We start from the raw sequence: 20,068 nt of genomic DNA, 5'->3' as shown, positions 1-20,068 counted from the left end.
CGCTGTCAGGTCAGCATCTCTTTCGCCGTCACCTCGTCGGTGACAAGTCCGTTCACCAATCCACCACGGATTGCACCGAGAATCGCAGGCAGCTTTGTCACGCCGCTGGCGGCAGCAATTGTCAGCCCTGATTCGAGCGGCGTCGAACACACACGGTCGTTGGTCAGCCCCTCCAGAAGGCGACCCTCTGCGTCAAAAGTCCAACCCAGGATTTCGCCCACAGCCCCCTTATTTTGCAGTGCAGCAATCGTCTCTAGCGGGACAAAGCCATCGATCCGCAAAGGTGCCACGTCCGAAATGGCACCGATCCCGACGAACTTTACATCCGCCCGCGCAGCAAGGTTCCGCGTGCTGGCGATCGTCTTTTGTCCCAGCAGCATTTCCTTCTCTTCGACCGTGTTCGCGATGACGGGTGTGGGCAACGGATAGGTGGCAGCGGACACTTTCTCGGTCATGGTGAACAGCACGTTGTAATAGGCGGTCGAGCCATCCGGCGCGATGTTCCCCGTCAGCGACACGATCCGGTGCTGACGGCAATCCACATTGGGCAAATGCTCAACAGCTGCGCGTAATGTTCGCCCCGTCCCAAGGCCAATGACCAAGGGCTCGGGGCGGTTGAGCCAGCTTTCGATCACGTCTCCGGTCGCAAAAGACGTTGCGGTCGACGTGGCCGCTGCGTCCGCGACAAACGGAACCACCTCGCAAAATTCGAGCCCGAAGCGATCCTGCAATGCTGTCGCCAAATCCAAGCATTTTGAGATCGGGTGATCCACGCGCACCTTTACCATACCCGATGACATGGCCTGACTGACCATACGCTGTGCCGACTGCCGCGACACGCCAAGCTCGCTAGCAACTTCGTCCTGCGTTTTACCCGCAATGTAGTAGAGCCACGCCGCGCGAGCGACGTCATCCAACCGTTTTTGGGTTTTGTTATCTGCGGACATAGCGATGTTCCCGAACTTCGTTGGCGGATAGCTAAAGCACATGGGAACAGGGGCTTGCAACAAATTCACAGGTCGGCAGCCCTGTTTTCACCGCGCTCTGTTACCAAATGTGGGGTTCGATTTGCATTGATCATCGAGCCCCGCGCCCTTCGCAGAGCCCGCTGGCCTATCGAGGAACGACATGCCACTACGAGGTCCGGAACGGCAGGCCGGTCACCCACGCCACCAATTCCGGCTGGATCGCCGAGACTTAGAAGCTTTCCGTTCTATCGCAGAGGGTTATGCGCAGAAGGCTCCCCGACAGCTTGGCAAAAAATTTCCTCGCAAATCGCGAAAATCGTCTTGCACAGTCTGAACAGCCCATTTAAACGATCCTCCAGTGCCCCTATAGCTCAGCTGGTAGAGCAACTGATTTGTAATCAGTAGGTCCGCGGTTCGAGTCCGTGTGGGGGCACCACTTTTCAGACAGTTTAGATTTCAGCGGTTGGCCCTTGCCAGCATCGCGACTGCGATCAATCCCACAAAGCTTACCATGACAGCCGCGGGCGCCGCATCGCCAAGGTTTTCAAGGCTCGCTTGGTCGTACACGCGGGTGGCCAACGTGCTGTAGTTGAACGGACGCAGTAAAAGCGTCGCAGGCAGCTCTTTGACGCAATCGACAAAGACCAGCAGCAGCGCCGACCCGATCGAGCCGCGCATCAATGGCATGTAAACCTCGGCCAGAACGCGGGCCTTGCCGCGGCCCAGTGAGCGCGCTGCCATGGGCAGGCTCGGGGCGACACGCTCCATTGCGGCGTCCGTGGCCCCTTGGGCAATCGCATAGAATCGGACGCAGTAAGCGACAACAAGCGCAAAGGCAGAGCCGGTCAGAATCAGGCTTGCTCGCTCGTTGGTGATCGCCTCGATCGCGTCAGCGAGCAGGTGATCGACTTGGGCCAAGGGGATCAGGATCCCGACCCCGAGCACCGCGCCCGGCGCCGCGTATCCGATGGTCGTGATCGGGGCAATCATCGCAGGCAGTTTGCGGCCCGACAGGCGAATGCCGTAAACCATAAAGAGGGCCGCAATCACCGTAACCAGCGCCGCAATCCCGCCGACAGTCAGAGTATTCCAGAACGCTTTAAGAAGACCCGGAGCCCAGAAGCCATCGATATTCGACAGTGCATGATCAAGGATGACCCCCGCAGGCAGCACAAATCCGACCAGAAATGGAACGGCACAGGCCGCAGTGGCCAGCCAGCTCGCCGCGCCATGTAGAGGCATACGCTGGATCGGACGATGGCGTTTGGACAAGGCGTAAAAGCGGACCTTCTTTCGGCTGACCTTTTCAAGCGCGACCAGAAAAATCACGAGCGTCAGCACCACACAGGCGATCTGCGCAGCGCCGCCCGCATTATTGCTCTCGAGCCACGTGGTAAAAATGCCAGTCGTCAGTGTCTGGACCGCGAAATAGTCCATCGTTCCGAAATCATTGACGGTTTCCATCATCACGATGGCGGTGCCAGCGGCAATTGCAGGACGCGCCAGTGGCAGCCCGATACGGAAGAAACGCGACACACCCCCTGCCCCCAATGACTGCGCAACCTCGTGCCCGCAGCCCGACTGCTCTCGGAAACCCGCGCGGGCCAAGAGATAGACATAGGGGTACATGGACGCCGCCATGACGACGACCGCCGCCCACTGACTGCGGATCTCTGGGAACCAGTACTCGCGCGAGGTTTGCCAGCCAAAGAGGTCCCGCAGCGCGGTTTGCACCGGTCCCGCATACTCTAGAAAATCGACCAAGGCGTAGGCGCCGATATACGCAGGGATCGCCAAGGGCAGCAAAAGCAGCCACTCCAGCACTCGAACGCCCGGGAAACTGTAACGCACCACGAGCCACGCTGCCCCAGTGCCCGTGGCTGCTGCCACAGCGCCCACGGCAAACATCATCTCAAGCGTGGTGACGAAGTAACGCGGCAGTGTCGTCGCCAAAAGGTGGGGCCAAATGTTCTCGGACGGGTTCAACGCGATCCACAAAACAGACAGGATCGGGGCCAGAACAAGGGCCGCGATAACCATTGCCCCGACCGACCAAGGGTCCGGCAGGCGGAAACGGGCTTTCTTGGAATTCGAAACGCTGAGATCGGTCATGTGGCGTTCCTGCCTGATTGAGGTTTAACTGTCCAGAAAAGACCATATGATAGTGGGAACAAAGAAGACCACGCTCAGAGGCTGAATAAAATGCAGATCGCCTTGCACATCGGTGCGCACGGGACGGACAACGATCGCCTGATACAATGTCTGTCTGCGAATGCAGACCGCCTTGAAACCGCTGGCATTTCCATTCCGCAGGTGAATGACTACCGCAAACCCATGCTCGACATGCTCACCGACGTGATGAAGGGCGAAGCGGTCAACCAGCGGGTCCGCGACAAGATGCTCAAGGATATCGGAATGAGTTCCGGCTGCGACCGGATCGTTCTGTCGCAGGAAAATATCCTTGGCCGCGCCCACCGAATTTTTGAACGCGGCAAGCTGTACCCCATCGCGCCCAAACGTCTGGCGGATATCAACGGCCTGCTGCCGACCAATGATCTGCAGGTCTATATGGCCATTCGCAATCCGGTCACATTTATCGCTGAAACGTTCCGCCTGTCCGGCAGCTCCAGCTTTGCTGAGTTCGTCGATGGCGTACGTCTGGCCGATGTGCGCTGGTCTGACATGATCGAAAAGCTGGTGACAGCCGTCCCGCAGGCGCAATTCACCGTATGGTGCTACGAAGATCTGCCGATCTTGTGGGGAGATATTCTACGAGACATCGCAGGGGTCGAGGCCGACACTGCAATGGTCGGTGAATTCGACATCCTGAGAGATATCATGTCCAAAGACGGCTTCTCGCGGATGAAGACGTATATGGACACGCGCCCGCCCCAGAACGAAGCCCAACGCCAGCGGATCATCATGGCCTTCCTCGACAAATTCGCGATCGAGGACGAATTGGAGCAGGAACTCGACCTGCCCGGTCTGACACAGGACATCGTAGACCGCGTCAGCGCCGACTACGCCGCCGATCTGGAGCGTGTGGCCGCCCTACCCGGTGTCCGACTGCTACAGCCCTAAATGAAAAGGCGCGCCCTGATGGACGCGCCCGAACCTGTCGCAGCTGGCTTGGGATCAGCTCATCCCGAGAGCTTCTTTGTACATCTCGAGAATCGCTTCTTCCTCGGCGATGTCGTCGCGGTCGCGCTTGCGCAGCGAGATGATCTTGCGCATCACCTTGACGTCGTAACCGCGCCCTTTGGCTTCGGCCATGACCTCTTTTTGCTGGTCCGCAATATCTTTCTTTTCAATCTCGAGACGTTCGAAACGTTCGACAAACTGACGCAACTCGTCCGCGGTCACACGATAGTTCGCATCTACGGCGCTTTCGGTCATATCGCTCATGGGGGTCCTCGCGTTTGTGCTGGGGGACGGGATAGACCGTGACCTGCAAGGGTGCAAGGTCTTGCCGCAGGGGCCAGCATGTTTTACCGCTGCCCCGACGCATTTTTTGGAGATGAACCATGAGCTGGATGATCTGGGGCGGCGCTGCCCTGTCGGTACTGGGCCTGACGGGCATTCTTTGGTCGATTGTCACCGTCTGGAAAGCCAAGCGCGCAGACCTGAGCGACGAAGAACTGCGCGAGCGGATCAAAAAGGCGATGCCGATCAACATGGGCGCCTTGTTCGTGTCCGTTATCGGCCTGATGTCAGTGATAATGGGCATCTCTCTGGGCTAAGGCCCGACACATCCGACGCGAAAAGGGCGCACCGTCATAGGCACGCCCTTTGTTGTTTCTGTCATTTAACGAGGCCAGTGTTGTAGCCTTCGGCCCGCCTTAGACGGGGAAATTGTCCATATCAGCCTCGCGGGCTTCGTCTTCGAGCTCTGCCAGCATGTATTTCAGGTTCGCAGAGATGGTATTGCCGTGGCTCTCCAACTCGCTCACCAAGCTTTGCAGCTCTGGCAGCATTTCATGCCGTTCCTCACCAGCCGCGTTGATGCGGGCCAGCAGTTCAGCTTTCTTTTCATAAATGTCCATGCGCGTTTCCTCCCCTAAAGCGCGTGTTCGAGCCACCGACGATGCACACCCTGCACACAGGGTTGCGGTCGGGACCCTTTCCAGTCGCGCGGCAGAGATCGTTTCGCCGCACAACATACATTGACCGTATGTTCCCGAATCAAACCGGCTCAGAGCGGCAGACACCTCTGCCATCGTCTCTGGGGTCTGGTCGGCACATACAAGAAGCTCTCCCCCTTGGCGGACGGATCCATCGTCCGGTCCAGTCCGCTGGGTCCAAGTTTCCGATCCAGTTTCACATGCGTCAAGCCTTGAGGTCAGCTCTTGCAAACGTTCCTGCAACTTGGCGCGATTCAGCTCATGAATGCTCATTTTTCGCACCTTTCTGAAGAGGATTCTTCCACTCTTAATTGTATCGAAGCGCACCCTTTTAAACCTTGACCCAAATCAAGGCGAAAATACTTGCATCTCATATTCATGATATTATATATGTAGCGAAACAGAACACCCGGAGACATAGCCATGACCCCCGAAGTGACAGCCTTCTTTGACGAAGCCACCTTTACCATCTCATATGTGGTTCGCGACCCTCAGGGCAGCGCCTGCGCTGTCGTGGATAGTGTGCTCGACTTCGATTACGCATCGGGCCGGACCGACACCCGCTCGGCCGATGCCATTGTGAAATTCGTTCAGGACAACAACCTGACTGTCGAGTGGCTTCTGGAAAGCCACGTGCACGCGGACCACCTGTCCGCCGCGCCCTACATTCAGGAACGCGTGGGCGGCAAGATCGGCATCGGTGACAACATTACCGTGGTGCAGGACACCTTCGGCAAGGTCTTTAACGAAGGGACCGAGTTCCAGCGGGACGGCAGCCAGTTCGACAAACTCTTCAAAGAGGGCGACAGCTTCCACATCGGCCAGATGCGTGGCGACGTCATGCACACCCCCGGCCACACCCCCGCCTGCCTGACCTATGTGATCGGCGACGCGGCGTTTGTGGGCGACACCCTGTTCATGCCCGACTTCGGCACGGCACGCTGTGACTTCCCCGGCGGCTCGTCGGAAACCCTGTATGCGTCGATCCAAAAGATCCTCGCCCTGCCCGATGAAACCCGCATCTTTGTGGGCCACGATTACAAGGCACCGGGCCGCGACGAATATGCATGGGAAACCACCGTGGGCGAACAGAAGCGCCTGAACATCCACGTGGGCGAAGGCAAAGCCAAAGAGGATTTCGTCCGCATGCGCGATGAACGTGACGCGACCCTCGCGATGCCCCGCCTGATCATCCCTTCTCTTCAGGTGAACATGCGCGCGGGCAACATGCCCGAGCCTGACGAAAAGGGCGACGTGTTCCTCAAGGTACCCGTCAATAAAATCTAACGAGTAACGCGGGGCGGTCCCCCTCCGGACGCGCCCCGCGCACACAGGACATATAGGAAACGACATGGAACAAGACTGGATCATGGGCTTGATCGGCGGACTGCTGATCGGCCTTGCCGGTGCCGTCTACCTGCTTGCGAACGGCAGGATCATGGGCGCCAGCGGCATCATTGGTGGACTTGTGGATGGCAGCGGATGGAGCACCGCCAAAGAGCGCATTGCGTTCCTTGGGGGATTGATCCTGTTTCCCGCCGTTCTCTTGCCGATCTACACAGAGGTCGACACCCACCTGACCAACAACCTTTGGGTCATCGCCGCCGCCGGTATCCTGGTGGGCGTGGGCACCCGCTTTGCCAACGGCTGCACCTCGGGCCACGGCGTGTGCGGAATCTCTCGCCTGTCCCTACGCGGCATCGTCGCGACAGTGATGTACATCCTTGCGGGTGGTCTGACCGTCGTGTTTTTCCGCCACATGCTGGGAGTGATCTGATGCGCACTATCTTTGCACTGATTTCGGGCGCGCTGTTCGGCGCTGGCCTGCTGGTTTCGGGCATGGTCGACACCGCCAAGGTCCAAGGCTGGTTGGACGTCTTCGGCGATTGGGACCCGACTCTGGCCTTTGTTATGGGCGGCGCGATTGTCCCCATGGCGATCGCATGGCAGCTGACCCGTGGCCGCAAACCCCTTGCGGGCGGAGAGTTCCCCCCAAAGCCCGAGGCGCGCCTTGGCCGCAATCTGGTTCTGGGCTCGGTTCTGTTCGGGATGGGCTGGGGTTTGGCCGGTTTGTGCCCCGGTCCCTCAATGGCTTCGCTGACCTTTAACGGGATTGGCGGCGTGGTGTTCGTAGGCGCGATGGCGCTCGGTATGTTTGCTGCGCCAAGCCTACGCGCGAGACTGGACCGCGCCGTTCCGGCAGAGTAAGACAAGCGGATGGATATCCGCGTAATTACACCCCACTATTCGGTCTCTCCGCAGATCAGCCCCGAAGACGTCCCCGCGATTGCGGAGGCCGGCTACAAGGTTCTGATCTGCAACAGACCCGATGCCGAAAACCCGCCCCAACTCTGGGCCGAGGAAGTCGGCAAGGCGGCAGAAGCAGCCGGACTGGAATTCCATGTCCATCCGGTCACGCACAGCACCATGACCCCAGAGGTCATTGCCCGCCATCACGACACGCTCGCGGCCGCTTCCGGCCCCGTGCTGGCCTATTGCGCCTCTGGCACCCGTTGCTCGGTGCTCTGGAGCTTTGCGATGGCCAAGGAAATGCCCGCAGACGAGATTCTGGCTGCGACCGAAAAGGCGGGATACGCCTTGGGACAGTTGCGCCCCCAGCTAGAGATGCTGGCACGCTCCTGATGGCACGCGATCATCGAAGGTGATCAGATGGGGGAGATGGGAACATCTTCCCCATTTTCGTTGTCCCACTCCGTCTCGCTCGGCAGGACAGTCGGCAGAGCGGGCTCTTCGGGCGGCGCAGTCGGCTCTGGGGCGTCTCCGTCAGTTTCCAGCCGGATCGCACGCAGACCGCCCAGACGCCCCACGCGGGCACGGCCCAAGGCCTCTGAGCCGTTGATCTGGACCTCGGCTGCTTCTAGCGCCTCAATCCCAAGGGTCAGGACCGTTCCAATTTGCCATTCCGACATCTCGGCCAGGGACACCTGAAGCGGCCCCAGCATCACGTCCAAACGCACAGTCGAACCTGTGACATTCTCGGCCATGCCGCCGCGCCAGCGGGCGTCCGCTTCGGGGTCGGGCTCAGGCTCTTTGGGAATGGGCTTGGTGGTCAACAGCCACAGCCGCCCTGCCCGCTCCGGCGATATCATCACCTCGACACTGTAAGCATCCAGCGCGCCCTCGGGCATGACCCGCGCGAAGTGCTGAGCCGACAACAGAGCGCCGAATTGCATGGGGGCCTCCGCCCCCTCGCGCCGCGCCGCGACTTCCCCAAGCAACGCACGCACGACGGGTTCGATCACAGCGGCATCCGTAGCCGTCGCGGCCCGACGCGAGACCGGATGGGTCGAGAGCGCGCCAAAGGTCAAAAGCTCGATCAAACCAGCAGCCAACGCGGGCGGAATGATCAGCGCACCAAGGCCACCGTCAGGGGCGTCCAGCAGCAGAACCATACCGCCCTCTGCCATCTCTTGAACTGCATCCCGAGCGGTCATTTCCCCCTGCTCTGATCCAGAAACCTGCACAGGATAATTCAGCGCCGCCCCGATGCCGACCTCGCAGGCCCGCGCAAAGGCGTCCAAAGTTTCTGCTGGTTTCGGACCGGACCGCAGTTTTCGTTCCAGAGCTGACTCGGGCATAAGCATCCGCGCAATTCAAAGGGGTTTACGCCGACCCTAGCCCCATCACGGTTACCGAAGGGTTACGATCAGCGCCCCGATCGCACCACAGTGACCGGCAAGATGACACGAAAGGCACCCCCGCCCTGTCCCGGCAAATAGGACACCGTGCCCCCAAGCCGGTGCATGATCTCTCGGCAGATGGCGAGCCCCAGACCCGCACCCCCCGCCGCCTGATCACTGCCCACCCGCGAGAACTTTTCGAAAATCACATCCTGCGAGGCCATGGGAATGCCGCTGCCATTATCGATGAAGTCGATCGCCAGCGTGTCCCCCAAATCGCGGATCGACACCTCGAGCCGTGGCCGTGCGGCATCACAATACTTCAGCGCATTTGAAATCAGGTTGATAAAGACCTGCGACAGTCGGTCCAGATCGGTGTAGATCATCAGGTCTTCGCGCACTTTGGACCGCACAACGCGCAGCCGGCTATTCTCGATCCCCGCCGCAGCCACAGCCTGATTCAGCACATCCCCGATCTTGCCCACCCGCTCGTTCAGACTGACCTGCCCGTTCTCCAGCACGCTCAAGTCCAGCAGATCATCCAGCAAACGAGTCAATCGGATCGCCTCGTCATGGATGATACCTGCGTATTTCGCGAGCGCGGCATCGTCCAAGCCCCCATCGCGCAAGATTTCAGAAAACGCACGGATCGAGGTCATGGGCGTCCGCAATTCGTGACTGATTTGGGAAAGGAAGGCATCCTTTTGCACCGACATCTGCGTCAGCTTTTCGTTCGCGGCGCGGAGTTGGCGGGCGGTGCGGGTCAATTCGGCCGATTTAGCCTCAAGCTGGTTGGAGTACTCCATGATCTGCGCGGTTTCATCCGCCACCGCCATCAGATCCTCGACCGTGACCGACGCCCGCCCTAGGATTTGCCCCACCATCGCGTGCGCCGTTGCGGCGCCCACGCTACCGGCCATCTCCCGCTCTAGTCGCTGCAAGAATTCGGGCGTGGTTTCGGGTAGATAGCCTGTGATGCCTTGGCTCACAGCTTCGGACCGGAACAGAGACTGCGCCTCGGATGGGCCAAGGATGCGCTGCGCCATGACGAGCAGGTCTTCGGCCTCGGCCAATCCGCGTGACCAACTGCCCGGCCGCGCCGAATGGTCAAACACGTTGACGAACTGCGCGCCCTGAAGCCGCTCGAGCGGTGTGGGGAAGCTGATCAGGGAAAAGATAAAGAAGGTGAAGGTGTTCAGAGACATGCTCCAGACCACCGAATGCACCACTGGATCACTCGAGGCGATGCCGAACAACGCCTCTGGACGCAGCCAGCCCCAACCAAATGGACCCTCGCGCAGGAACGTCTCGGACATAAAGACTTCTGGACCAAAGCTCGGCATGAACAGGGTATAAGCCCATAGGACGAAACCCACGACCATCCCCATCAGCGCGCCCACCCGCGTTGCGCCGCGCCAGAAAATTCCGCCGAGCAGCGCAGGCAAGGTCTGCGCGACGCCCGCAAAACTGATCAAACCAATGGATGCCAGCGCCTCTCCGCCGCCTGTGGTGTGGTGATACAAATAGCCAAGGGTCAGAACACCCATAATCGATAGGCGCCGCGAGAGCAGCACCACATGCCGTACATCGCCCGCAACCATCGCCGTGGAGCCTTGGGTCGACAGCCAGATCGGCATAACAATGTGATTCGACACCATGGTCGAAAGGGCAATTGCCGCCACAATCACCATCGAGGTCGCCGACGAAAAACCACCCAAGAAGCTGAGCATCGCCAGCGTGTTTCGCCCCTCGGCCAAGGGCAAGGTTAGAACGAAAAGGTCAGGGTTCGCGCCATCGGGCATGTATTCTAGGCCCAGCACTGCTATCGGCACCACGAACAGGCTCATGAGCAGCAGATACGCTGGAAAGGCCCAACTCGCTGTCGCCAGATGGCGTTCGTCTTCGTTCTCGACCACCATGACTTGGAACATCCGTGGCAGCGTGAGCAACGCTGCCGATGACAGGAACATCAATCCCATCCAACGCCCCGCCGACACATCCCATCGCGCGATTTCGGACTGGGAAATCCGCTCCATCGTGGGGCCGATCCCGCCGCCGATCCCCCAGATCACAAAGAGTCCAACCGCGACCAGCGCGACCAGCTTGACCACCGCTTCGACCGCGATCGCCATAACAACACCATCGTGCCGTTCGTTCGCATCCAGATTTCGGGTGCCGAACAACACGGTAAACAGCGCAAGACCCACGGCGAGCCACAGCGCCGTGGCCGATGGCCCGACACTCGGCGTCACCTCTTCGCCCGCAAAGGCATCCAGCGCCAATGTGACAGACTGGAGTTGCAGCGCGATGTACGGGGTCGTTCCGACCACAGCGATCACCGTCACCACCACGGCCAAGCTGTTGGACTTACCAAAGCGCGACGAAATGAGGTCCGCGATAGAAGTAACGCGCTGGCTGCGCCCAATTCGCACAAGTTTACGAAGGATCAGCCACCAACCGATCATCACGATGGACGGACCTAGGTAGATGGTCAGGAACTCCACCCCAGAGCGGGCAGCGTAGCCGACGGCCCCGTAAAACGTCCAAGCCGTGCAATAGATCGACAGGGACAGAGTGTAGATCAGTGGGCTCTGCAGCCACTTGGACCGCCCCCGCGCCGCAGCACGATCGGCAAAGAACGCAACCATGAACAGAAAGGTCACGTAGGCCAACGAGACCGTGACCAGCACGTTCAGCATTCCCATTAGGGACGCTCCTGCCACTTATCTCGCGGGATTTTGTGCAGTTTCCGCGACAGAAACGCCGTCACCGCAGTCAGCAGCCCCCATGCCGCGAACAGGTAGACAAGGACACTGGCAGTTTTCACAGCTTCGCTTGCGGACCACATCAGAGGCAGAAGAAACAGGAATGCGGCCAACACCGGGGCCAGCCGCGCCGCGTCCATCAGGCGGCGCATCCTGTACCGTTCACGCTCCAGAAAGATCGGGTTTTCGGGTTTGCGGGCCATTACTGAGGCGCTTCGACACCGTTGGCCAAACTCCGAACGCTTTCCAGCACTTCGGCATTGGAAAACGGTTTGGTCATAAAGCGAGACACCCCAAGCGCTTTGGCGGTCTCGCGGTCTTTGGTCTGGCCGCGTGCGGTCAGCATCAACACCGGCAGCGCTGCGGTCCCGTCATGGGCCCGCAGGTCGCGCAAGATGTCAAAGCCACTGCGGCCCGGCAACATGACGTCCAAAATAACCAAGTCGGGCTGACGGGCGATCACCTTGTCAACGGCGTCGATTCCGTTGGCGTGGGTGTCCACATCCCATCCGTCCCGGGACAAGATAAAACTGATCGCTTCGATGATGTTTGGCTCATCCTCGATCAGCAAAACTCGCTTCCCCATGCCTAACCCCCTCCCCTGGATATGGCACTTATATCCAGAGAGTATCGCGCATAGCGCAATTAAAAGTCAAAACCCCTCTGCCAAAATAGATGGCTCTCTTCTGGCGCCGCAGGTTGCGCTGGGGCAAATGCGGCAACTGACACCAACCAGTTCGTAATCCTTTTCTACTCCAGCTTCCTCGGGGATGACCAGCATACTTGCTTCAAACCGCATGCTTTTCCCAAAGCTGACGTCCCCAACCGCTTGTGCGATTGAATAACTGCGGAAATGTCCGGCACCTCGGCCCGCTTGAGTCAGGTCCATCATCAGCGGCATCATAGGTTGGCTCAGCGCGCGGAACAGCGGCCACAAGGGACAGGCCGCGCCGAACCTTGGCAGGGGGAAGCCCTCGATCTGCTTGCGGAAGATCAGCGTGCCGGACGCATCGCAGACCACCAGACCGATCGGGCCGTACTCCAGTTCTTTGGGCAGCGCAGCCAATCTGCGGAACAACAGCGGCAAATCTACCCCTGTGTTTGCGGCCAATGCCGAAGGGTCGAGCCCATAGGTCCCCAGTACGGACCGCAACCGCGTCAGCGGCAAGCGCTGCGCGTCTTGTACGTATTGCGTCAGGTGCGAGACCGCCAAGGCTTGCGCCGAAGTCGAGCGCAGCAGATCGACGCCGTTGATCAACTGATTGATAGTCTCTTCGGTCGGGCTCTCTTCGAGATCGGGGAAATGGAAATCGTGCGTCGCAAGAAACGCCTCCAACTCCTCCTGGGGAGAGGTCGAGCTGGCATCGATGTCATCTACCCCGTCCAGATAACTCACCAAAGAGCGCGACGCTTCGGACAGACGTTGGCTGTCCTCATTGATGTTGCGCTGAAACCGGCCGCGCCATTCGGGCTCCAGTTCCGGTGTCTCTACCAGAATAGAAGAGGTCGACCGGATCGAGGCCACCGCTGTCAGGATGTCATGAAGCGCCGCCGACAAAAACGGATCGTGGGTCAAACGGTCGGTCAGAACCTCGACCGTGCGTTCCAGCGCGGCGATGCGCCGTTGCTTTTCAACTACCAACTCTGCCCAACCGGGAAAACGACCTGCGAACTCGTCCACCCGTTCAATTTCAGTCCGTTTGCCGCCATCTGCCGCCGCTTCGCGCAGACGGGCGACCAAGTGTGCCTCTGCTCCCTCGCTCAAGGCAGCGGGTTCGATCTGTAAAGCGGACGCAATATCCATCAGCAGTTTGCCGCCGATTCTGCGCCGGTTATGCTCGATCAGATTGAGGTAACTGGCGGAAATTCCCACATGGCGGGCAAGATCGGCTTGGCGCATCTCCATCATGCTGCGACGCTCGCGGATCCGGCTGCCTGTCAACGCACTTCGCGACATGAAAATTCCCCTTACTTTTCAGCAACCTTCTGCGGTCGCGAGAAAAATACTTTACAGTGTATGCAATCGCATTGTGTATAGCTTTACAAAATTATCATTACAAGCAACAGGGTTGTTGCGTAATTTTACAACCCTCCCTGATACTGAGTTTGCACGAGAGTGCCGCTTGACTGGGGAAGAGGAGCCCCACCGAGCACCTACAAAAATTGGGAGGAAATCCATGTCGAAGATGGATGTGACACGCCGCGGCGTGCTTAAGACCGGTGCGGTTGCCGGCGGCGGCCTGATGCTGCCCACCTACCTGCGCGCAGCTGGTCACGAAGGTTTCACTAACGCACCCACGGGGTCGACCGTCACTCTGGGCTTCAACGTGCCCCAGACCGGTCCCTACGCGGACGAAGGCGCGGACGAACTGCGCGCTTACGAGCTGGCAGTCGAGCACCTGAACGGTGGCGGCGACGGCGGCATGCTGCCGACCTTCAGCTCCAAGGCGCTCGAGGGGAACGGCATTCTGGGCAAGAAGGTTGAGTACGTCACCGGCGACACCCAGACCAAATCGGACGCAGCCCGCGCATCGGCCAAGTCGATGATCGAAAAAGACGGCGCTGTCATGATCACCGGCGGTTCGTCCTCGGGTGTGGCGATCGCGGTTCAGGGCCTGTGCCAAGAAGCGGGCGTCATCTTCATGGCGGGTCTGACCCACTCGAACGACACCACCGGCAAGGACAAGAAGGCGAACGGCTTCCGTCACTTCTTTAACGGCTACATGTCGGGCGCAGCTCTGGCTCCGGTGCTGGCAGACGTCTACGGCAACGACCGTAAAGCCTACCACCTGACCGCAGACTACACATGGGGCTGGACCCAGCAGGAATCGATCGCAGCCGCGACCGAGGCTCTGGGCTGGGAAACCGTGAACAACGTTCTGACCCCGCTGGCAGCGACTGACTTCTCGTCGTACATCGCACCGGTTCTGAACTCGGGTGCGGACGTACTGGTTCTGAACCACTACGGCGGCAACATGGTGAACTCGCTGACCAACGCTGTTCAGTTCGGCCTGCGCGACAAAACCATCAACAACAAGAACTTCGAGATCGTTGTTCCCCTGTTCTCGCGCCTGATGGCACGTGGCGCAGGCGAAAACATCAAGGGCATTCTTGGTTCGACCAACTGGCACTGGTCGCTGCAGGACGAAGGCTCCAAGGCATTCGTCAAGTCGTTCGGCACCAAGTACGGCTTCCCGCCGTCGCAGGCTGCACACACCTGTTACGTACAGACCATCCTGTACGCAGACGCTGTCGCCCGTGCTGGCTCGTTCAACCCCTGCGCCGTTGCCGAAGCTCTCGAAGGCTTCGAATTCGACGGTCTGGGCAACGGTCCCACCCTGTACCGCGCCGAAGACCACCAGTGCTTCAAAGATGTTCTGGTTGTGCGCGGTAAAGAGAACCCGACCTCGGAATTCGACCTTCTCGAGGTTGTTCAGGTCACGCCGCGCGCTCAGGTCGAGTACGCACCCGATCACCCGATGTTCGCGGGTGGTGCGCTGGGTACCTGTAACCCGGGCGCATAATCCCCCGCCACAATCGGTCCGGCCAGCCTTTGCGCTGGCCGGTTGATCAGCCGGTCCGACATCGCTCGGACCGGCCTAGCATCCTATTGAGAAGACGGTCGGAACCATGGACGCGATCCTACTGCAAATCCTAAACGGGCTCGACAAGGGCTCGGCCTATGCGCTGATTGCGCTGGGGCTTACGCTGATTTTCGGCACACTCGGCGTTGTGAACTTTGCCCACGGGGCGCTGTTCATGATCGGTGCCTTCTGCGCTGTGACACTCCAGCGTATCCTGAACCTAAGCTACGAAGTGGTTGACGCCACCCAGACAGACTTCCTTGGCAATCCGCTCAAGGTCAAAGTCCCCTATGTCGAGGCATGGTTCGGCCCCGAGATGGGCGGTTCGATCATCGACTGGTCCGTGCCTTTGGCAATCCTGTTCGCCATTCCGGTGATGATCTTTGTCGGCTTCGCGATGGAACGCGGCCTGATCAAGCACTTCTACAAGCGTCCCCACGCGGACCAGATCCTTGTGACCTTTGGCCTCGCCATTGTTCTGCAAGAGGTCGTCAAGTATTTCTACGGCGCGAACCCGATCCCCACCGGCGCCCCCGAGGCGTTCCGTGGCAGCTTTGATTTCGGCGTTCTGCTCGGCTTTGATCCCAACGCTATCATCTATCCTTACTGGCGTCTGATCTACTTCGGCTTTGCGGCTGTGATCATCGGCGGCGTGTTCAGCTTCTTGCAGTTCACCACGTTTGGCATGGTCGTCCGCGCAGGTATGGCAGACCGCGAAACCGTTGGCCTCTTGGGCATCAATATCGACAAGCGCTTTACCTTCATGTTCGGCCTCGCGGCGGCAGTCGCTGGTCTGGCTGGCGTGATGTACGCACCGATCAACAGCCCGAACTACCACATGGGCATGGACTTCCTCGTGCTGTCCTTCGTGGTTGTGGTTGTGGGCGGCATGGGCTCCTTGCCCGGCGCTGTGGCAGCTGGCTTCCTGCTTGGCATTCTCGAGAGCTTCGCCTCGATGAACGAGATCAAGTCCATCATTCCCGGCATCGACCAGATCATCATCTACGTCGTCGCCATCATCATTCTGCTGACCCGTCCACGGGGCCTCATGGGCCGCAAGGGCGTGATGGAGGACTAATCCATGTTTGGTCTGAACAAAAAAGACACCTCTCTTTTGCTGGTCGTCGCGGCGCTGACACTCTTCGCACCGTTCATCCTGAACCCTTTCCCCACCGATAGCGGTCTGGCGCAGTTCAACGCGGGCTATCCAGACCTGATGCAGCGCTTTGTGATCTTTGGCATCTTTGCTGTGGGCTTCAACATTCTGTTCGGTCTGACCGGCTACCTGTCCTTTGGCCATGCGGCGTTTCTGGGTGTGGGGTCGTACTCGGCAGTCTGGATGTTCAAACTGCTGAGCATGAACGTCATCCCCGCGATCATCCTGTCGGTCATCGTGGCGGGCCTGTTCGCACTGCTTATTGGCTTTGTGTCACTGCGCCGGTCGGGCATCTACTTCTCGATCCTGACGCTGGCCTTCGCGCAAATGTCGTTCAACCTCGCCTACTCGGTTCTGACGCCCATCACCAATGGTGAAACAGGCCTGCAGCTGACCCTCGATGACCCCCGTATTCTGGGTGTGTCGGCAACAGCTGACGGCTCGATCCCCGTGACCAGCCTATTCGGTCTGGAAATGCGCTCGACCTATGAAATGGCTGTCGGCGGCTGGAACTTCCAGTTCAGCGCGGGCTACTACCTGTGTGCGATCATCATGCTGGTGTCGTTCTACATCGCGGTCCGCATCTTCCGCTCGCCCTTTGGCCTGATGCTGCGCGCGGTAAAGTGTAACCAGAACCGGATGCGCTACACCGGCCTGAACACCCGTCCCTACACTCTGGCGGCCTTCGTGATCTCGGGCATGTATGCCGGTCTGGCGGGTGGCCTGATGGCCTCTATGGACCCGCTGGCAGGCGCCGAACGCATGCAGTGGACCGCGTCGGGCGAAGTTGTTCTGATGACCATCCTTGGCGGCGCAGGCACCCTGATCGGCCCCGTTCTTGGCGCAGGTTTCATCAAGTACTTCGAGAACATCTTCTCGAAAATCAACGACAACGTTCTGCACCAGTGGTTCAGCTGGCTGCCCGACGGGATCGAAGACTTCGTGGTCTTCATCATCCATCCCTTCATCGGCAAAGGCTGGCACCTGACCCTCGGCATCCTGTTCATGCTGGTCGTGATCTATCTGCCCGGCGGTCTTGTCGAAGGGGGCCAGCGGATCTCGCGCCTCTTCAAGAAAAACAAGTCCTCGGACGATGGCGCTGCCGCCAAAACCACCCCTGCGGAATAAGGAGAGCAACCGATGGGTATTCTCGAAGTCAAAGGGGTTGGGAAACGCTTCGGCGGTCTGCAAGCCCTCGGTGATGTGAACCTCAGCGTTCAGGAAAACACCGTCCACGCCATTATCGGTCCCAACGGGGCCGGTAAATCCACCCTGCTCAACTGCCTGGTGGGCAAGCTGATCCCCGACACCGGAAGCGTCATGTTCGACGGTCAATCGGTTCTGGGCCGCTCCCCCCACGAGATCAACCAGATGGGCATCAGCCGTGTTTTCCAAACACCTGAAATCTTTGCGGATTTGACGGTTCTGGAAAACGTGATGATCCCCTGCTTCGCGCGCCGTGACGGTTCGTTCCGCATGCATGCTTTTGGCTCTGTCGTGAACGAGTCCGACATGCTGCAAAAGGCAGAGACCATGCTGGACGACGTGAACATGCTGTCCAAAGCGCACCTGCACGCAGGCAGCCTGTCCCGCGGCGATAAGCGCCGACTGGAAATGGCCATGTGTCTGGTACAGGAGCCGCGTCTGCTGCTGCTGGACGAACCCACAGCCGGCATGGCCCGCGCCGACACCAACAACACCATTGATCTGCTCAAAGAGATCAAGACCAAGCGCGACATCACCATGTGTATCATCGAACACGACATGCACGTGGTCTTCTCTTTGGCCGACCGGATCACCGTTCTGGCCCAAGGCACCCCGCTGGTCGAAGACACCCCGCAGAACATCAAAGGCCACCCCAAGGTCCGCGAAGCCTACCTTGGCGAAGCGCAGGTCTAATCAGGAGATTTCCCTATGAACGTAAGACCCGATTTCTCCAAGAACTCGAACCACGCAGAAACGGCGCCCGCCTTCCTGTCGGTCTGGGACATGCACGCCTACTACGGCGAAAGCTACATCGTGCAGGGCGTCAACTTTAACGTCCACGAAGGCGAAATCCTCGCCCTTCTTGGACGCAACGGCGCTGGCAAAACCTCGACCCTGCGCGCCATCGCACGCACAGGCAGCCCGCAGGTCACCCACGGCGAGATCTGGCTGGACCACCAGCCCCTGCACAACATGTCCAGCTATGAGGCTGCAGCGGCGGGCCTCGGCCTCGTCCCCGAAGACCGCCGGATCATCCCCGGCCTCACGGTCGAGGAAAACCTGCAACTGGCCCAAATCGCCCCGCCTATCGGCTGGTCGATCGACCGCCTCTACGATCTGTTTCCCCGCCTCGGCGAGCGCCGCAAACAAGAGGGCGTGACCCTTTCGGGCGGCGAGCAGCAGATGCTCGCCATCGCCCGTGCCCTGGCCCGCGACATCAAGGTCCTCCTCCTCGACGAACCCTACGAAGGCCTCGCGCCCGTGATCGTGGACGAGATCGAGAAAACCCTGATGCACATCAAGGAGCAGGGCATCACCACAGTCATCGTGGAACAGAACGCGGTCCGCGTTCTACAAATCGCAGACCGCGCGATCATCCTCGACACCGGCGGGATCGTCTACGATGGCTCGGCCGCCGAAGTTCTCGCGAACGAAGAGCTCCGCGCCGAATACCTTGCGATCTGACAGGTTCGACCCTCGGAGACAAAAAAGGGCCCGATTGGGCCCTTTTTCTTTTCGCGCTGCGCACGAATGCCTTCGGCGAGGGTATTTATCGCCAAGAAAGAGCGAAGAACCCCGTACTCTTTCTTGGCCCCAGTACCCCGGGGGTGAATTGGCGCGAAGTGGCAAGAGGGGGCAGCGCCCCCAAACGGCTCAGAATTCGACGCCTTTTTGGCCTTTGATGCCAGAGCGGAAGGGATGCTTCACCAAGGTCATCTCGGTCACCAGATCTGCCGCCTCGATCAGGGGCTCTTTGGCATTCCGGCCGGTCAGACACACATGGGTCATGGGCGGCTTTTCTTCTTGCAGGAAGCGCACCACCTCTTCGACGTCCAGATAATCGTAGCGCAGGGCGATATTGATCTCATCCAAAAGCACGAACTTGATCTCGGGGTTCAGGATCAGCTCTTTGGCCTTTTCCCAGCCTTTGTTCGCCATCTCGATGTCGCGGGACTTGTCTTGGGTCTCCCAAGTGAACCCTTCGCCCATGGCGTGGAACTGGCACAGATCGCTGAAATTCGCCTCGATCAAGGTCCGCTCGCCGGTCTCCCATGCGCCCTTGATGAACTGGACCACCGCGCAAGGCATCCCGTGGGCGATACAGCGCAAGATCATTCCGAATCCGGACGACGATTTGCCCTTGCCGGGCCCCGTGTGGACGATGATCAGGCCTTTCTCGCCTTCTTTGGTAGCCATGATTTTATCGCGCGCCGCTTTCTTCTTGGCCATCTTGGCCGCGTGACGGGCTTCATCGGTTTGGGGCTTATCGCTCATAGGACGATCCTTACGCTTGACAAGGTGGGGTGCCTTCCCTCAGGTGGGCGGCGCTGGTTCCTGTCTATGACAGGCGAAGAGGGAATGCGCTACCGCTTTGCGACCAAAATCGCAGCCGAAACGCAGCCGCCCCCGCGACCGTGACCGGAGAGGCCCCGTTGCCACTGGTATCCATATACCGGGAAGGATCGGGCCAGCCGAGGAACCCCTCGGGCTCCGCAAGCCGGGAGACCTGCCAGCGCAAGAAATGTACGGGCGACCGGGGTGTGTCGCGGCCGGCTTTGACAGGCGCGTTTCCCCGTGCCCGATGGCCAGTGACCCCCCGTTTTCCCAGCCAGTTTAGGGAGGCACCA

21 protein-coding genes, 1 tRNA gene and 1 riboswitch are annotated in these 20,068 nt (G+C 59.6%); of the genes, 12 read left to right on the top strand and 10 right to left on the bottom strand.

Annotated elements, in window-relative coordinates; translation table 11 throughout:
• Positions 1–5: 5 nt before the first annotated feature.
• Complete coding sequence (locus BM225_RS01935; protein ID WP_072706287.1) at positions 6–947, bottom strand: sugar-binding transcriptional regulator; 942 nt, start codon at positions 945–947, stop codon at positions 6–8.
• 381 nt (positions 948–1,328) lie between these two features.
• On the opposite strand from BM225_RS01935, the gene BM225_RS01930 reads away from it, so the two are divergent.
• Positions 1,329–1,404: transfer RNA gene (locus tag BM225_RS01930), tRNA-Thr, on the top strand.
• Between the two features lie 20 nt (positions 1,405–1,424).
• Here BM225_RS01930 and BM225_RS01925 read toward each other — a convergent pair.
• Complete coding sequence (locus BM225_RS01925) at positions 1,425–3,080, bottom strand: ABC transporter permease (RefSeq protein WP_072706286.1); 1,656 nt, start codon at positions 3,078–3,080, stop codon at positions 1,425–1,427.
• A 90-nt stretch (positions 3,081–3,170) separates the two neighbouring features.
• On the opposite strand from BM225_RS01925, the gene BM225_RS01920 reads away from it, so the two are divergent.
• Positions 3,171–4,049 (top strand): hypothetical protein, encoded by an 879-nt coding sequence (locus tag BM225_RS01920; RefSeq protein ID WP_072706285.1) that lies wholly within the window; start codon positions 3,171–3,173, stop codon positions 4,047–4,049.
• Between the two features lie 54 nt (positions 4,050–4,103).
• Here the strand turns inward: BM225_RS01920 and BM225_RS01915 are convergent, their stop codons facing one another.
• Positions 4,104–4,373, bottom strand: a complete 270-nt coding sequence (locus BM225_RS01915; protein WP_072706284.1) for a DUF2312 domain-containing protein — start codon at positions 4,371–4,373, stop codon at positions 4,104–4,106.
• Between the two features lie 119 nt (positions 4,374–4,492).
• Here BM225_RS01915 and BM225_RS01910 point away from each other — a divergent pair, with 119 nt between their 5' ends.
• Positions 4,493–4,708 carry a hypothetical protein gene (locus BM225_RS01910; protein ID WP_072706283.1) on the top strand — a complete coding sequence of 72 codons (216 nt, stop codon included), beginning with the start codon at positions 4,493–4,495 and terminating at the stop codon, positions 4,706–4,708.
• 99 nt (positions 4,709–4,807) lie between these two features.
• On the opposite strand, the gene BM225_RS01905 is transcribed toward BM225_RS01910, so the two are convergent.
• A complete protein-coding gene (locus tag BM225_RS01905; RefSeq protein ID WP_072706282.1) occupies positions 4,808–5,362 on the bottom strand; it encodes a TraR/DksA family transcriptional regulator in 555 nt (184 codons plus the stop codon).
• A gap of 150 nt (positions 5,363–5,512) precedes the next feature.
• Between BM225_RS01905 and BM225_RS01900 the strand changes: the two genes are divergently transcribed.
• The 4 genes from BM225_RS01900 to BM225_RS01885 all read left to right on the top strand — a co-directional run bounded on the left by BM225_RS01900 (position 5,513) and on the right by BM225_RS01885 (position 7,732).
• Positions 5,513–6,376 (top strand): MBL fold metallo-hydrolase, encoded by an 864-nt coding sequence (locus BM225_RS01900; protein ID WP_072706281.1) that lies wholly within the window; start codon positions 5,513–5,515, stop codon positions 6,374–6,376.
• 64 nt (positions 6,377–6,440) lie between these two features.
• A complete protein-coding gene (locus BM225_RS01895) occupies positions 6,441–6,866 on the top strand; it encodes a YeeE/YedE family protein (protein ID WP_072706280.1) in 426 nt (141 codons plus the stop codon).
• Positions 6,866–7,297: a DUF6691 family protein gene (locus BM225_RS01890; protein WP_072706279.1), complete on the top strand. Its 432-nt coding sequence runs from the start codon at positions 6,866–6,868 to the stop codon at positions 7,295–7,297. Before BM225_RS01895 ends, BM225_RS01890 begins: the two co-directional genes overlap by 1 nt.
• A 9-nt stretch (positions 7,298–7,306) precedes the next feature.
• On the top strand, positions 7,307–7,732 hold the full coding sequence (locus BM225_RS01885; RefSeq protein ID WP_072706278.1) for a protein tyrosine phosphatase family protein: 426 nt from the start codon (positions 7,307–7,309) through the stop codon (positions 7,730–7,732).
• Positions 7,733–7,755: 23 nt separating this feature from the next.
• Here the strand turns inward: BM225_RS01885 and BM225_RS01880 are convergent, their stop codons facing one another.
• The 5 genes from BM225_RS01880 to BM225_RS01860 all read right to left on the bottom strand — a co-directional run bounded on the left by BM225_RS01880 (position 7,756) and on the right by BM225_RS01860 (position 13,452).
• Positions 7,756–8,688, bottom strand: coding sequence for a FliM/FliN family flagellar motor switch protein (locus BM225_RS01880; RefSeq protein WP_072706277.1), 933 nt, complete (start codon positions 8,686–8,688; stop codon positions 7,756–7,758).
• A 68-nt stretch (positions 8,689–8,756) separates the two neighbouring features.
• Positions 8,757–11,435 (bottom strand): ATP-binding protein, encoded by a 2,679-nt coding sequence (locus BM225_RS01875; RefSeq protein ID WP_072706276.1) that lies wholly within the window; start codon positions 11,433–11,435, stop codon positions 8,757–8,759.
• Positions 11,435–11,698: a hypothetical protein gene (locus tag BM225_RS01870; RefSeq protein WP_072706275.1), complete on the bottom strand. Its 264-nt coding sequence runs from the start codon at positions 11,696–11,698 to the stop codon at positions 11,435–11,437. The genes BM225_RS01875 and BM225_RS01870 overlap by 1 nt, the downstream gene beginning before the upstream one ends.
• A complete protein-coding gene (locus BM225_RS01865) occupies positions 11,698–12,081 on the bottom strand; it encodes a response regulator transcription factor (RefSeq protein ID WP_072706274.1) in 384 nt (127 codons plus the stop codon). Before BM225_RS01865 ends, BM225_RS01870 begins: the two co-directional genes overlap by 1 nt.
• A gap of 66 nt (positions 12,082–12,147) precedes the next feature.
• Positions 12,148–13,452, bottom strand: coding sequence for a helix-turn-helix transcriptional regulator (locus tag BM225_RS01860; protein ID WP_072706273.1), 1,305 nt, complete (start codon positions 13,450–13,452; stop codon positions 12,148–12,150).
• A 220-nt stretch (positions 13,453–13,672) separates the two neighbouring features.
• On the opposite strand from BM225_RS01860, the gene BM225_RS01855 reads away from it, so the two are divergent.
• From BM225_RS01855 to BM225_RS01835, 5 genes are all read left to right on the top strand, one after another.
• Positions 13,673–15,019, top strand: a complete 1,347-nt coding sequence (locus tag BM225_RS01855; protein ID WP_072706272.1) for a substrate-binding protein — start codon at positions 13,673–13,675, stop codon at positions 15,017–15,019.
• A gap of 106 nt (positions 15,020–15,125) precedes the next feature.
• Positions 15,126–16,157 (top strand): branched-chain amino acid ABC transporter permease, encoded by a 1,032-nt coding sequence (locus BM225_RS01850; RefSeq protein ID WP_072706271.1) that lies wholly within the window; start codon positions 15,126–15,128, stop codon positions 16,155–16,157.
• A gap of 3 nt (positions 16,158–16,160) precedes the next feature.
• Complete coding sequence (locus BM225_RS01845; RefSeq protein ID WP_072706270.1) at positions 16,161–17,363, top strand: branched-chain amino acid ABC transporter permease; 1,203 nt, start codon at positions 16,161–16,163, stop codon at positions 17,361–17,363.
• Between the two features lie 12 nt (positions 17,364–17,375).
• Positions 17,376–18,134, top strand: coding sequence for an ABC transporter ATP-binding protein (locus BM225_RS01840; protein ID WP_072706269.1), 759 nt, complete (start codon positions 17,376–17,378; stop codon positions 18,132–18,134).
• 15 nt (positions 18,135–18,149) lie between these two features.
• Positions 18,150–18,905 carry an ABC transporter ATP-binding protein gene (locus tag BM225_RS01835; protein WP_072706268.1) on the top strand — a complete coding sequence of 252 codons (756 nt, stop codon included), beginning with the start codon at positions 18,150–18,152 and terminating at the stop codon, positions 18,903–18,905.
• A 189-nt stretch (positions 18,906–19,094) separates the two neighbouring features.
• On the opposite strand, the gene cobO is transcribed toward BM225_RS01835, so the two are convergent.
• Positions 19,095–19,715: a cob(I)yrinic acid a,c-diamide adenosyltransferase gene (gene cobO, locus BM225_RS01830; protein WP_072706267.1), complete on the bottom strand. Its 621-nt coding sequence runs from the start codon at positions 19,713–19,715 to the stop codon at positions 19,095–19,097.
• 37 nt (positions 19,716–19,752) lie between these two features.
• Positions 19,753–19,969, top strand: a riboswitch (cobalamin riboswitch).
• The last annotated feature ends 99 nt before the right edge of the window (positions 19,970–20,068 follow it).

Source organism: Donghicola eburneus (genome assembly GCF_900115865.1).
GTDB classification, from domain to species: Bacteria; Pseudomonadota; Alphaproteobacteria; order Rhodobacterales; family Rhodobacteraceae; genus Donghicola; species Donghicola eburneus.
This window is presented reverse-complemented; position numbering and strand designations above follow the sequence as displayed.